12 protein-coding genes are annotated in these 14139 nt (G+C 59.2%); 5 read left to right on the top strand and 7 right to left on the bottom strand.

What is annotated here, in order from left to right; translation table 11 throughout:
* Positions 1-45: 45 nt before the first annotated feature.
* From lldD to RTN40_RS08920, 7 genes are all read right to left on the bottom strand, one after another.
* Positions 46-1230, bottom strand: coding sequence for an FMN-dependent L-lactate dehydrogenase LldD (gene lldD / locus RTN40_RS08950; protein ID WP_103820484.1), 1185 nt, complete (start codon positions 1228-1230; stop codon positions 46-48).
* Entirely contained in the window at positions 1227-2000 is a 774-nt protein-coding gene (gene lldR, locus RTN40_RS08945) for a transcriptional regulator LldR (RefSeq protein WP_312228156.1), read from the bottom strand. Before lldR ends, lldD begins: the two co-directional genes overlap by 4 nt.
* Entirely contained in the window at positions 1997-3652 is a 1656-nt protein-coding gene (gene lldP, locus RTN40_RS08940; RefSeq protein ID WP_312228155.1) for an L-lactate permease, read from the bottom strand. Before lldP ends, lldR begins: the two co-directional genes overlap by 4 nt.
* Before the next feature lie 258 nt (positions 3653-3910).
* Entirely contained in the window at positions 3911-4273 is a 363-nt protein-coding gene (locus tag RTN40_RS08935; RefSeq protein WP_312228154.1) for a YibL family ribosome-associated protein, read from the bottom strand.
* 58 nt (positions 4274-4331) lie between these two features.
* Entirely contained in the window at positions 4332-4922 is a 591-nt protein-coding gene (mtlR, locus tag RTN40_RS08930; protein ID WP_312228268.1) for a mannitol operon repressor MtlR, read from the bottom strand.
* Positions 4922-6070 carry a mannitol-1-phosphate 5-dehydrogenase gene (gene mtlD / locus RTN40_RS08925; protein WP_312228153.1) on the bottom strand — a complete coding sequence of 383 codons (1149 nt, stop codon included), beginning with the start codon at positions 6068-6070 and terminating at the stop codon, positions 4922-4924. Before mtlD ends, mtlR begins: the two co-directional genes overlap by 1 nt.
* Before the next feature lie 94 nt (positions 6071-6164).
* The gene (locus tag RTN40_RS08920; RefSeq protein WP_312228152.1) at positions 6165-8090 is read right to left on the bottom strand and encodes a PTS mannitol transporter subunit IICBA; all 1926 of its coding nucleotides are present in this window, start codon (positions 8088-8090) and stop codon (positions 6165-6167) included.
* 538 nt (positions 8091-8628) lie between these two features.
* Here RTN40_RS08920 and RTN40_RS08915 point away from each other — a divergent pair.
* The 5 genes from RTN40_RS08915 (at position 8629) to selB (ending at position 14130) form a co-directional block, all read left to right on the top strand.
* Positions 8629-8958 (top strand): DUF3302 domain-containing protein, encoded by a 330-nt coding sequence (locus RTN40_RS08915; protein WP_312228151.1) that lies wholly within the window; start codon positions 8629-8631, stop codon positions 8956-8958.
* Between the two features lie 3 nt (positions 8959-8961).
* On the top strand, positions 8962-10098 hold the full coding sequence (locus tag RTN40_RS08910; RefSeq protein WP_312228150.1) for an HlyD family secretion protein: 1137 nt from the start codon (positions 8962-8964) through the stop codon (positions 10096-10098).
* A gap of 89 nt (positions 10099-10187) precedes the next feature.
* On the top strand, positions 10188-10796 hold the full coding sequence (locus RTN40_RS08905; RefSeq protein ID WP_312211741.1) for a glutathione S-transferase: 609 nt from the start codon (positions 10188-10190) through the stop codon (positions 10794-10796).
* A 95-nt stretch (positions 10797-10891) separates the two neighbouring features.
* On the top strand, positions 10892-12280 hold the full coding sequence (selA, locus tag RTN40_RS08900; protein WP_312228149.1) for an L-seryl-tRNA(Sec) selenium transferase: 1389 nt from the start codon (positions 10892-10894) through the stop codon (positions 12278-12280).
* Positions 12277-14130 carry a selenocysteine-specific translation elongation factor gene (selB, locus tag RTN40_RS08895; RefSeq protein WP_312228148.1) on the top strand — a complete coding sequence of 618 codons (1854 nt, stop codon included), beginning with the start codon at positions 12277-12279 and terminating at the stop codon, positions 14128-14130. Before selA ends, selB begins: the two co-directional genes overlap by 4 nt.
* Positions 14131-14139: the final 9 nt, after the last annotated feature.

Raw genomic sequence — 14139 nt, 5'->3', positions numbered from 1 at the left:
TGCCCCCTCAATAACGCGGGGCAGCATAGCAGAATTACGCCTAAATTACGCCGCGTCGCCGGTCTTCACCGGTTCGAATACCGACTCGTGCTCGACGTTCTGCACCAGCAGGTCGCGGGTGATCTCCTTAATCGATTTCGCCCCGGTCAGGGTCATCGCCACGCGCATCTCTTTCTCGATCAGGTTCAGCAGGTTCGCTACCCCTGCCTGGCCGTGGGTTGCCAGCGCGTAGAGATAGGCCCGGCCCAGCAGCACGCTGTCCGCCCCGAGGGCAATCATCCGCACTACGTCGAGTCCGTTACGGATCCCGCTGTCGGCCAGAATCGTAATGTCGCCCTTCACCGCATCGGCAATCGCCGGCAGCGCCCGGGCGGAGGAGAGTACCCCATCCAGCTGGCGGCCGCCGTGGTTCGACACCACAATGCCGTCCGCACCAAAGCGCACCGCGTCGCGGGCATCTTCGGCATCAAGGATCCCTTTGATCACCATCGGGCCGTCCCAGAACTCGCGGATCCACTCCAGGTCCTTCCATGAGATAGAGGGATCGAAGTTGTTTGCCAGCCAGCCAATGTAATCCTCAAGCCCGGTTGGCTTACCGAGATAGGTAGAGATATTGCCCAGATCGTGTGGACGACCATGCAGGCCCACGTCCCAGGCCCAGCGAGGGTGGGTCACCGACTGCCAGTAGCGGCGCATGGCGGCGTTGGCACCGCTCATGCCGGAGTGCGCATCCCGATAGCGCGCCCCGGGCGTCGGCATATCCACGGTAAAGACCAGCGTCGAACAACCTGCCGCTTTCGCCCGCTCCAGCGCGTTGCGCATAAAGCCGCGATCGCGCAGAACGTAGAGCTGGAACCACATCGGGCGCTTCAGGGTGGGGGCCACCTCTTCAATCGGGCAGACTGAGACGGTGGAGAGGGTAAACGGAATACCCTTCGCATCAGCAGCGGCGGCGGCCTGCACCTCGCCCCGGCGGGCATACATGCCGCACAGTCCTACCGGCGCAAGAGCCACCGGCATGGAGAGCTTTTCGTTAAACAGCGTGGTCTCCAGGCTCAGATCGGCCATGTTCTTCAGCACGCGCTGGCGCAGGGCCACCTGGGCGAGATCCTCTACGTTGCGGCGCAGGGTATATTCCGCGTACGCGCCGCCGTCGATGTAGTGGAACAGGAAAGGGGGCAGGATGCGCTGAGCCGCTGCGCGGTAATCACTGGCTGCAGAAATAATCATGCGGTGTTCTCCCTGGTAGGATCGGGATCGCCGGGCAGACGGGTAATGCGCGCCTGACGGGCCTGATCTTCATCGAATTGTTTAATGGTGGTGTGGACAAAACCCAGATGCGCCATCATCGCCTTACGCGCGGCGTCGGCGTCGCCGGCCAGGATGGCGTCGAGCACGGCCTGATGCTGCTCGGTGAGCTGGGCGAATACCGGCGGAACCTGATACATGCGCTGGCGACTCTGCTTAACCGACGACTGCAGCAGATCGAAGAAACCGCGCATGGTCTGCAGCAGCACCACGTTGTGTGACGCTTCGGCGATGGCCAGATGAAAGCGTACGTCCGCCTGCGAGGCGATGTCCGGATCCTTGCTCTGGGTGGCCTCGTAGCAAACACGAAGCTTCTCTTTATCGGCCTCGGTGGCGCGCATCGCTGCGTGCCAGGCGGTGCTGGCCTCGATGGCGTGGCGGGCTTCGAGAATATCAAAGCTGTAGTCAGGGTCGTGCTCCAGCAAGGTTTTCAGCGGCTGGACAATATTTTGCTCAGACCATTCGTCGTGCTGCCAGCGTACAAAGGTGCCGCCGCCGCGACGGCTCAGCAGCACCCCTTCGTTGACCAGCGTAGCCAGCGCTTCACGCAGCGAGTTGCGCGACACACCAAGCTGCGCTGCCAGCTGGCGCTCGGCGGGCAACTTCATGCCCGCCTCCAGCTGCTGGTCTTTTATCAGCCCCCGTACGCGAGAGGCTATCTCATCGGAGAGGCGTTTGGGCATGACAATCACGGGATCATCCAGGTTAAGACATAGGCCTGAAGGGTGGTAATAACCCCCACCATGCAGGTGAAAATCAGGCTGTGCTTCACGGTGAAGCGGAACAGATCCGACTCTTTACCTACCAGCCCCACCGCTGCGCAGGCAATGGCGATAGACTGCGGGGAGATCATTTTTCCGGTCACGCCGCCGGTGGTGTTGGCCGCAACCAGCAGCACATCCGAAACGCCAATCTGCTGCGCCGCTGTCGCCTGCAGGGCGGCGAACAGGGCGTTCGATGAGGTATCGGAGCCGGTAAGGAATACCCCCAGCCAGCCGAGGAACGGCGAGAAGAAGGTAAAGGCGTTACCGGTATGGGCCAGCGCCAGGGCCAGGGTTGAGGAGAGACCGGAGTAGTTCGAGATAAAGGCGAACGCCAGCACCATGCCGATGGAGTAGATGGGCAGGGCCAGCTCTTTCAGCGTGCTGGCGAAGGTCTGCACTGCCGCCGCGGGCTTCATACGCAGCCAGACGATGGAGAGCAGAGCAGCAAACAGGATCGCCGTCCCGGTAGCCGAGAACCAGTCAAATTTATAGACCGCCGCATAGGGCGTTGCCGCGTTGACCACCGGCGGCATACGGGCCACCAGCTTGTCCAGATACGGGACCGAAACGTTGATCACCATGTCGTACAGCGCTCCGCCGGGTGCAAACAGCGCCTTAAACGGCGGGATGCTCCACAGCGTCACCGTGGCGGTGAGGAACAGGAACGGCGACCACGCTTTGATAATCTGGCCCGCGCTGTAACGGGTGCGCGTCAGGGTCTCATCGACCTGTGCGGCACCCATATCGCCGAAGCGGAAGATGCGCACCGGCTGCCAGCGTTTCAGGAACAGCGTCAGGCAGACCAACGACACCAGCGAGGAGATGATGTCCGGCAGCTCGGGGCCAATAAAGTTAGAGCTAAGGTACTGGGCGATGGCAAAGGAGCCGCCCGCTACCATTACCGCTGGCCAGGTCTCTTTAATGCCGCGCCAGCCGTCCATAATCGCCATGATCCAGAACAGCACGATAATGGTTAAAAACGGCAGCTGACGGCCCACCATCTGGCCGATTTCGAAGCTATCCAGGCCTGTTACCTGCCCGGCCACCAGAATCGGGATCCCCATCGCCCCGAAGGCGACCGGGGCGGTATTGACGATCAGGCACAGCCCGGCGGCATAGAGCGGATTAAAGCCCAGCCCGACCAGCAGCGCAGCGGTGATCGCCACCGGTGCGCCAAAGCCCGCCGCCCCTTCAAGGAATGCCCCGAATGAGAAGCCGACGATCAGCATTTGCAGGCGCTGGTCCGGCGTAATAGAGAGGATGGACGAGCGGATGATGTCGAACTGCCCGGTCTTGACCGAGATTTTGTAGACAAACACCGCAGCGATAATGATCCACGCAATCGGCCACAGGCCGTAGAAGAAGCCATACACCACCGACGCCATGGCGCGATCGACGGGCATTTTGTAGAAAAAGAGCGCCACCAGCAGGGCGATGGCGACGGTGTATGTCGCGGCAAGGTAGCCCTTCAGCTTGAGCTTAATCAGCGCGAAGAAGAAGAACAGGATCGGCAGGGATGCGATCAGGCTCGACAGCCAGATGTTACCGGCCGGATCGTAGTTTTGTTGCCACAGGCTCATTGCGTCTCTCCTGGGACCCTTCTGGCCGATCGGCGGTGAGTCTGCGCTCATCTCTGCGTCACAGCTAGTGTAAAAGTGGTCCAGCCAATTGGGTTGTGTAGGGTTTATGACAACAAATGGTTAATCAGATGTTATGTTTCAGCAATGGGTTTGTAGGTGGAAATCGTGGAAGTGTGAAGCGCAGGGCGGTTGGTTCAGGAATTGGTAGGGCCAATTAGAGGGTATTGCCGGGCAAGCGTAACGCCGCCCGGCAGAACATCAGAACTCAGTCTTGGCGAAGCCGGTCATCTCTTTCAGGCCCATCTCACGGCCCAGGGCGGTCATCGGGTGCACCACCACCAGTCCACGGGTGCTCTTCTTCAGCTTGCCCATGTCGGCCTGCTCTTTTTTGGTAATCGCCCGGCGGAAAGGCAGATCCATCAGCTTCTGCGCCTCTTTGCTCAGCTTCTGGCCGTGCACTTCGCGCAGGCGAGTAATCTCCGCTTCCAGCGTCTCTTTCTCTTTTTCCAGCTCGGCGTACTTTTCAGCAGACTCAACCAGCGACAGCGCAGCCTGCTGGTGGCGGATGGCATCAAGGCGATCGCTCAGGCGTTTAATTTCGTTCTTTTCAATTTCTTTCATAACGGATGACTCTAAAAACAGGGGAATTACTGCAAAGGATACACTAATGTGCGCAACGTTACTTCTGAAAGGCTTTTTTCAGGCTGATGCGAGAGATCAGCCCGGTCAGGGAGAGAACCATCGTGGAGCGCACCACCTGCTGGTAGCGCTGCTTCTGCATGGCGTAGAGATCGGCGTCGCTGGTATCAAACTGGGGCAGAGGAGGCAGGGCAGAGACGCAGTGCAGCTCGCCAAAGGGACCGAGGATCTCGTCATCGGTAAAGCCATACTCGTTGCCGTCGTGATTCAGCTCTTCACGCAGAGCCATCAGCAGCTCCGCATCCTCATACTCATGACGACTAATTACGCCGAGGCCGTAGATCAGCTTTAAGCGCACGGAGAGATCGCCCAGCGGGCCATCGCCCTCCAGCAGCGGCTCCACGGCGTATTTCACCGCATAGTCGTCTTTGCGGAACACCTGAAGTACCAGAATATTCACCGCCTCGGTGAGTAGCTCCACGGCGGCGATAAGGAAACTTCGGACGGTTTTGCCAGCATTCAGACGCTCAAGCACACGGTTTTCAAAGGCCTGGGTTTCTTCCATTATTGCCTGCATATCCGACAATCTTATATTCGGGCGCGGAGTGTCGCTCCGCGCCGGGTGGGGCATCATGCCTGAGCGTTATAAACGTTGACCGCTTCGGCGACAACGTCGCTTGTGCTCTCCAGACCGGAGATCTGCGCCAGCGCAGCCTGCGGGCCTTTTTCATCAATCAGCGCGGCCAGCTCAAGCGCCTGTGGATCCTGCTCGCTGCGGTAGTGCATGGCAGCGGCGATCCCTGTTACCAGGTTCTCGTGCGGCAGGCGATACTCCAGGGTGCCCAGCAGCGGCTTGATCAGACGGTCACCGCTGCTCAGCTTACGCAGCGGCTGACGGCCTACGCGCTCAACGTCATCCTTCAGGTACGGGTTCTCAAAGCGACCAAGGATCTTCTCGATATAGGCAGCATGCTTCGCTTCATCAAACTGGTAACGCTTGATCAGCACCGCGCCGCTCTCCTCCATGGCCCCTTTCACCACCGCGCGGATCTTCTCATCAAGAATGGCGTCGCGAATGGTCTGGTGGCCCGCCTGGCGGCCAAGGTACGCGGTTATAGCATGGCCGGTGTTCAGGGTGAAGAGCTTACGCTCCACAAAGGCCATTAAATTATCTGTAGGTTCCATACCTGGAATGTTCGGCAGCGCGCCCTTGAACTGGGTCTTATCGACAATCCACTCGCTGAAGGTCTCAACGGTGACTTCCAGCGGATCGTTGGTGGCAGAGGCCGACGGCGGAACAATGCGGTCTACGGCTGAGTCTACGAAGCCGACGTGATCTTCAACCCAGGCTTTGTCCTCATCTGCCAGCGCATTCAGAACGTGGCCTTTCAGCTGGGTTGTACCGCGCACCATGTTTTCACAGGCGATGATATTCAGCGGCGTCTCAACGCCCTGAGCTTTACGCTTTGTCAGGCCTTTGGCAATGGCGGGTGCGATGCGCTCCAGCACAACCGGGCCGACCGCCGTGGTCACGAGAGCGACTTCAGCAATCAGATCGACTACCTCATCACCAATGCTGCTCACCGCACTGACGCCGGAGACGGTATCCACCTGCTCGTTTTCACCCACCACATGAACCTGGTAGCTATGACGGGCATTCAGGGCGTTGAGCACCGTCTGATTCACATCGGCGAACGTCAGCGTAATTCCAGCGTCAGCCAGCAGTTTGCCGATGAAGCCACGTCCGATATTACCTGCGCCAAAATGTAATGCTTTCATAGTATTAACCTTCATTAATGTTTTTACCCGAGAGGGCTGGGGTGAGGCTCTGACCTCACCCAAACCCTCTCCGCAAAGGGAGAGGGAGGAGGGCTTACTTGTTCAGCAGCGCCAGCACTTCTTCAACGCTATCGGTATGCGCCAGGCGCTCGATAACGGACTCGTCGTCCAGGGCGTTGGTCAGGCTGGTAATCACCTGAATGTGCTCATTATTACGTGCGGCGATACCGATGACCAGACGGGCAATGTCATCTTCCTCTTCGCCGAAGCGCACGCCCTGCGGATACTGGCAGAACACGACGCCGGTTTTCAGCACGCGGTCTTTCGCTTCAACCGTACCGTGCGGAACCGCGATGGACTCACCCAGATAGGTCGGGGTCAGTTTTTCACGCTCCAGCATGGCGTCGATATACTCCGGCTGCACGTAGCCGCCTTTCACCAGCTGCTCACCAGCAAAGCGAATCGCCTCTTCTTTGTTGCTCGCGGTGCGGCCCAGGAAGATGTTTTCCGCGCCCAGCTTGAACAGATGGCTGTTGCTCTCGTCAATGCTGTCCTGCAGGCTGGTGCGCACTTTCGCTTCGTTATCCGTATGACGCTGGGCCGCAACCAGACGCTCGGTCAGGTTGGTATAGAGTCCGCTGTCGAGGAAGTTAGTCAGCGAAATGTGCTGCGCCTGAGGTACCTGGCGCATCGCACGCTCGGTCAGGTCGCGGTGGGTAATGACCACATCCACGTCTGCCGGCAGGTTGTTGATTGCGCTGTTGGTGACGGAGATGTTGGTCAGGCCAGCATCCTGCACTTTCTTACGCAGCACGCCTGCACCCATGGCGCTTGAACCCATCCCGGCGTCGCAGGCTACGATAATTTTACGCACGTGGCTCAGGTCGTTAGAGACCGCGCCCGCTGCCAGCGGCGTTCCCGCAGCGGCAGTGGTTGCGCCTTTGGATTCGGCTTTCATGTCCTGCATACGGCGGGTTGCCGCTTCGATATCGTCCTCTTCTTTCACCTTGCTGGTTTTCAGCAGGATAGCGGAGATCACGAAAGAGACAGCCATCGCGGCGACGATAGCGGCGATGTTAGCGAAGTAGGCACCTTTCGGCGTCATCGCCAGCACGGCCAGGATAGAGCCAGGGGAAGCCGGGGAGACCAGGCCACCGTTCAGCACGCTCAGGGTGAACACGCCGGTCATACCGCCGAGGATAACGGCGATCAGCAGACGCGGGTTCATCAGCACGTACGGGAAGTAGATTTCGTGGATACCGCCCAGGAAGTGGATGATAGCCGCGCCGCCCGCAGACTGTTTTGCACTGCCGCGACCAAAGAACATGTACGCCAGCAGAACGCCCATACCCGGACCCGGGTTGGCTTCAATCAGGAAGAAGATAGACTTGCCGATATCATGGGACTGCTGGATACCCAGCGGCGAGAAGATACCGTGGTTAATGGCGTTGTTGAGGAACAGGATTTTCGCCGGTTCAACAAAGATAGAGGCCAGCGGCAGCATGTCATGGACAACCATGAAGTTAACGCCAGCAGCCAGGGCTTTAGAGAGCACCTCTACCGCCGGGCCAATGCCGAGGAACGCCAGAATCGCGAGGATCATACCGATGATGCCCGCGGAGAAGTTGTTCACCAGCATTTCGAAGCCGGATTTGATCTTGCCATCAACCCAGACGTCAAAGCGTTTGATCGCCCAGCCGCCCAGCGGACCGGCAATCATTGCGCCAAGGAACATTGGCATATCCGCACCGACGATCACGCCCATGGTGGTGATGGCACCGACCACGCCGCCGCGATCGCCGCCTACCAGGCGACCACCGGTATAACCGATCAGCAGCGGCAGCAAATAGGTAATCATTGGGCCGACAAGTTTTGCCAGCGTTTCGTTAGGCAACCACCCTGTTGGAATAAACAACGCGGTGATAATACCCCAGGCGATAAATGCGCCGATGTTAGGCATTACCATGTTGCTGAGAAAACGACCAAAGCTTTGCACTCTGATCTTGATATCGGATGACATAAAACACCCCTTCTTATGTTTGCTACGCGCAGGGCGGAAGCCCAACTTTTTTTGTTAACGAGGCGGCAGAGGTAGCCGAACCCATGTTCTGTGTGGCGAATCTGGCACTGAATCGGGGAACTGTCCAGACGGCACGATTTAGTGTGATTTAGATCACGGTAATATAGGGATTCCTCCCTATTTAGGTGTGATGACGATCACAAATCATAGGTGTAAAAAAAGAACAATGGATAAAAAAAAGACGCAATACTGCTGTTAATGTGATGTTAATCACATTTTCCTATCGTTACTTTGTTATTGATTTGTGACTTACATCACAAGAAATTTCTACCAGGACTTTTCTTAACGTGAGCGACAGCAACATCTTATTGCGCTTTTGAGCAATACTGTAAGTCAGCAACATCTCTGGTAAATGCAATCATGCTTTAGTGATATGGCCCTACGGTCAATAGCCAGATATGTTCGAAAAAAATAACCGCTACTGTCAGGCTGTCGGAGCGGATCTTAATGATGAAAGCAGAAATTCGAGGTTCACACTATGTTCCTGAATTACTTTGCGCTCGGCATTTTGATTTTCGTCTTCCTGGTGCTCTTCTACGGCATCATCATTATTCACGATATTCCCTACCGTATTGCCAAAGCCCGTAATCATCCCCATGCCGATGCGATTCATATTGCAGGCTGGGTGAGCCTCTTTACCCTGCACGTACTGTGGCCGTTTCTCTGGATCTGGGCCACCCTCTACCGCCCCGAACGCGGGTGGGGGATGCAGTCCCACCTTAACGGCGGCAGCGAGCTACAGCTACAGCAGCGTGTCGAGGCGCTTGAGAGAGAGCTGAAGAGAATGCAATCGCGAGCGGGAGAATAGCGTATGGATCTGCTGATCGTCTTAACCTATGTCGCTCTGGCCTGGGCTATCTTTAAAATATTCCGCATTCCAGTTAACCAGTGGACGCTCTCCACGGCGGCGCTGGGGGGCATATTTCTCGTCAGTGCCCTGATTTTGCTCATGAATTACAACCACCCCTATACCTTTACCGCACAGAAGGCGGTGATCTCAATTCCCATCACGCCGCAGGTTACTGGCGTCGTCAGCGAGGTGACGGACAAATCAAATCAGCTGATTAGAAAGGGCGACGTGCTCTTTAAACTCGATCCGGTAAGGTATCAGGCGCGAGTGGACAGGCTGAGCGCCGACCTGGTCACAGCGACGCACAATATTCACGTTCTCAAAGCACAGCTGGCGGGTGCCCAGGCTAATACCGTACGCGTCTCGGCCGAGCGCGATCGCCTCTATAAAGATTATCAACGCTACCTGCGCGGCAGCCGGGCGCGGGTGAACCCATTCTCTGAAAGCGATATCGACAACGCGCGGCAGAACTACCTGGCCCAGGATGCAATGGTAAAAACCTCTGTGGCCGACCAGGTGCAGATCCAGAGCCAACTGGACAGCATGGTCAACGGCGAGCAGTCGCAGATCGTTAGCCTGCGGGCGCAGCTGACGGAGGCGAAATACAACCTTGAGCAGACGGTGATCCGCGCTCCCAGCGATGGTTACGTTACCCAGGTGCTGATCCGCCCAGGGACTTACGCCGCCGCGCTGCCCCTACGTCCGGTGATGGTCTTTATTCCCCAGCAGAAGCGGCAGATTGTGGCGCAGTTCCGCCAGAACTCCCTGCTGCGCCTTGAGCCTGGCGATGAAGCGGAGGTGGTTTTCAACGCCCTGCCTGGGCAGGTGTTTAAGGGCAAGCTGACCACTATCCTGCCCGTCGTACCGGGCGGCTCCTATCAGGCACAGGGCGCCTTACAGTCGCTGACGGTAGTGCCCGGCACCGATGGCGTGCTGGGTACGATTGAGTTGGAGCCGAACGCCGAGGTGGATGCTCTGCCAGACGGCATCTATGCCCAGGTCGCGGTCTACTCCGATCACTTTCACCACGTCTCGGTAATGCGCAAAGTGCTGCTGCGGATGACCAGCTGGATGCACTACCTCTATCTTGACCATTAATCCCAAAAGGCAGGAATGCGCCACGCATCACCTGCCTTTTTTTCATCGCTGATCCATAATTACTTTTTCTGGGCAGACAGGATCATGCAATGAAACTTATCGGCAGCTATACCAGCCCCTACGTACGCAAAATCTCCGTTATCCTGCTGGAGAAGGGGATTACCTTTGAATTTGTAAATGAGTTCCCCTACAACGGCGAAAACGGCGTTGCGCACTACAACCCGCTGGGAAAAGTGCCGGCGCTGGTCACCGACGAGGGTGAGGTCTGGTACGACTCGCCAATTATCGCTGCTTATCTGGAGCTGCTGGACGTTGCGCCCGCTATGCTGCCGCAGGAGCCAAAGGCGGCCCTGAAGCTGCGCCAGATAGAGGCTCTGGCCGATGGGGTAATGGACGCCGCGCTGGTTTCCGTGCGCGAGCAGGCCCGTCCTGCTGCCCAGCAGTCGGAGACCGAGCTGCTTCGCCAGCGGGAGAAAATCAGCCGGGCGCTGGATAGGCTGGAAAAGCACGTCAGCGAGGGCGATATTCAGCCGGATGCCCTCAACGTTGCCACCATCGCTGTAGCCTGCGCTATCGGCTATATCAACTTCCGCCGCGTCTCGCCCGGCTGGTGCGTGGACAGGCCGCAGCTGGTGAAGCTGGTAGAGACCCTGTTCCAGCGAGAAAGCTTTGCCCGCACCGAACCGCCAAAGTCATAGCCCATCATACTGACAGCCTGCGCCGGTACGCTGTACAATCCCCCTTCACGTCGAATCCTCTCCGGCGGGAGGGGTAATCTACTGCAGGCTTTGTCATGACCCTTGAACAACGTTCACTTTTCAGCCAGATCCCGGCAACCGATCGTCTGTTGCACGCCGACGCCTTCGTTGTCTTAGTCGATACCTTTGGTCACCGCCGCGTCGTAGATACCCTGCGCCAGCTTCAGGATGAGGCGCGTCTCGCGGTGCGTGAAACTCAGGCTTTGCCGGAGTGGAGCGCGGACTGGGCGGCGGCAACGCAGAGTCGTCTGACGCAGCATGAAACTCGCGCTTTGCGGCCAGTGTTCAACCTGACCGGCACGGTGCTACATACCAACCTTGGACGCGCCCTCCAGGCAGAAACCGCTATCGACGCGGTCGCCGAGGCGATGCGTACCCCGGTGACGCTGGAGTATGCCCTCGACGAGGCCGGGCGCGGCCATCGCGATCGCGGCGTGGCGGATCTGCTCTGCCGCCTGACCGGTGCGGAGGATGCCTGCATCGTTAATAACAACGCGGCGGCGGTGCTGCTGATGCTGGCCGCGCTGGCGAACGGCAAAGAGGTGGTGGTATCGCGTGGCGAGCTGGTGGAAATTGGCGGCGCGTTCCGTATTCCGGACGTGATGCGCCAGGCGGGCTGCATTCTGCACGAGGTAGGCACCACCAACCGCACCCATGCCAAAGATTACCGCGACGCAATAGGCGAAAATACGGCGCTGCTGATGAAGGTGCATACCAGCAACTATGCCGTCACCGGCTTTACCAAAGCGGTGGAGGAGGCGGAGCTGGTGCAGATCGGCCTGCCGCTGGACGTACCGGTGGTGGCCGATCTGGGTAGCGGCTCGCTGATCGATCTCAGCCAGTACGGGCTGCCGAAAGAGCCAATGCCGCAGGAGATGATTGCCGCAGGCGTCAGCCTGGTGAGCTTCTCCGGAGATAAGCTGCCCGGTGGCCCGCAGGCGGGGATAATCATCGGCAAGCGCGAGCTGATTGCGAAGCTCCAGCAGCACCCGCTTAAGCGCGCTCTGCGGGTGGATAAGATGACCCTCGCCGCGCTGGAGGCGACGCTCAGGCTCTATCTGCACCCAGAGAAGCTGGCCGAACGGCTGCCGACCCTGCGCCTGCTGACCCGCAGCGCGGACGATATCCGCCAGCAGGCCGAGCGGCTTCAGCCCGCTCTGGAGAGCCGCTATACAGAATTTTTAATTCAGGTTGAAGCCTGCCAGTCACAAATCGGCAGCGGCTCGCTACCGGTCGACAGGCTACCCAGCGCGGCGCTGACCTTTACCCCGCGCGACGGACGCGGCAGTCGTCTTGAGGCGTTGGCAGCCCAGTGGCGCGCTCTGCCGCAGCCGGTCATTGGCCGCATCTCTGAGGGTCGTCTGTGGCTGGATCTGCGCTGCCTTGACGATGAGTCCCGCTTTTTGAACAGGTTATTGAAATGATTATTGCAACCGCCGGGCACGTTGACCACGGCAAAACCACGCTGCTGGAGGCCCTCACCGGCATCAATGCCGATCGGCTGCCGGAAGAGAAGAAGCGTGGCATGACCATTGACCTCGGCTACGCCTACTGGCCGCAGCCAAACGGACGCGTGCCGGGGTTTATCGACGTGCCGGGCCATGAGAAGTTTCTCGCCAATATGCTGGCGGGCGTCGGCGGCATCGACGGTGCGCTGCTGGTGGTCGCCTGCGATGACGGCGTAATGGCCCAGACCCGTGAACATCTGGCGATTTTACAGCTCACCGGTAACCCGGCGCTGACCGTGGCGCTGACCAAAGCCGATCGCGTGGACGAGGCGCGGATAGCTGAGGTGGAGGGCGAGGTACGCAGCGAGCTGGCAGAGTATGGCTACCCGCAGGCGACACTGTTTACTACCGCCGCGACGCAGGGAGTGGGCATTGAAGCATTGCGCGAGCACCTGCTGGCATTGCCCGAGCGCGAGCAGACGGCTGAGCACCGTTTCCGCCTCGCTATCGATCGCGCATTTAGCGTCAAGGGCGCAGGGCTGGTGGTGACCGGCACGGCGCTCTCCGGCAACGTCAAGGTAGGCGATACCCTGTGGCTCACCGGGGTAAACAGGCCAATGCGCGTGCGCGGTCTTCATGCGCAAAACCAACCGGTAGAGCAGGCTCATGCCGGGCAGCGCATCGCCCTGAATATTGCGGGCGACGCGGAAAAAGAGGCTATTAGCCGCGGCGACTGGCTGCTGTCCGATGCCCCACCCGAACCTGTTACGCGGCTGATCGTAGCGCTGCATACCCATGCGCCGTTGACCCAGTGGCAGCCGCTGCACGTTCACCATGCCGCCAGCCACGTCACGGGCCGCGTCTCGCTGCTGGAGAATAATCTTGCCGAGCTGGTGCTGGATACGCCGCTGTGGCTGGCAGATAACGATCGGCTGGTGCTGCGCGATATCTCTGCCCGCGCCACGCTGGCCGGAGCGCGCGTGGTTACGCTCAATCCACCGCGTCGGGGCAAACGTAAGGCAGAATATCTGGCATGGCTTGCCGCGCTGGCGGACACCCATGACGATGCTGGAGCGTTGGCGGTGCACCTGACGCGCGGAGCGGTAGATCTGCCGTCGTTTGCATGGGCAAGGCAGCTTAACGCCCAGGGGATGACGGCACTGACCGAGAGCCCGCAGCTGATCCAGGCCGGAGATAGCCTGATCAGCGCAGAAGTGGCCGCCCGCTGGCAGCGCAAGATCCTCGATACGCTGACGACCTACCATGCGCAGCACCGCGACGAGCCAGGGCCAGGGCGCGAACGTCTGCGGCGTATGGCTCTGCCGATGGAGAGCGAGGCGCTGGTGTTGACGCTGATCGAGCGGATGCGGGAGAGAGGCGATATCCATAGCCATCACGGCTGGCTGCACCTGCCGGATCATAAAGCGGGCTTTACCTCTGAGCAGGAGGCGATCTGGCAGCAAGCCGCCACGCTGTTTGGCGACGAGCCGTGGTGGGTGCGCGATCTGGCGCGCGAAGTGGGGGCAGATGAGCAGGTCATGCGCAGCGTTCTGCACCAGGCGGCTCAGCAAGGACTGATCACGGCGATCGTAAAGGATCGCTACTACCGCAACGATCGTATCGTGGCCTTTGCGAATCTGATCCGTGAGCTGGACGGCGAGCGCGGATCGACCTGTGCCGCCGATTTCCGCGATCGGCTCAATGTCGGACGCAAGCTGGCAATCCAGATCCTCGAATATTTTGACCGCATCGGCTTTACCCGCCGACGCGGCAACGATCACCTGCTGCGCGACGCCCTGCTGTTCCCGGCCGAACCGCAGGCTTAACCCTGTCGC

It is taken from the genome of Pseudescherichia sp. (assembly GCF_031987975.1).
In the GTDB taxonomy this organism is placed as follows: Bacteria; Pseudomonadota; Gammaproteobacteria; order Enterobacterales; family Enterobacteriaceae; genus Pseudescherichia.
This window is presented reverse-complemented; position numbering and strand designations above follow the sequence as displayed.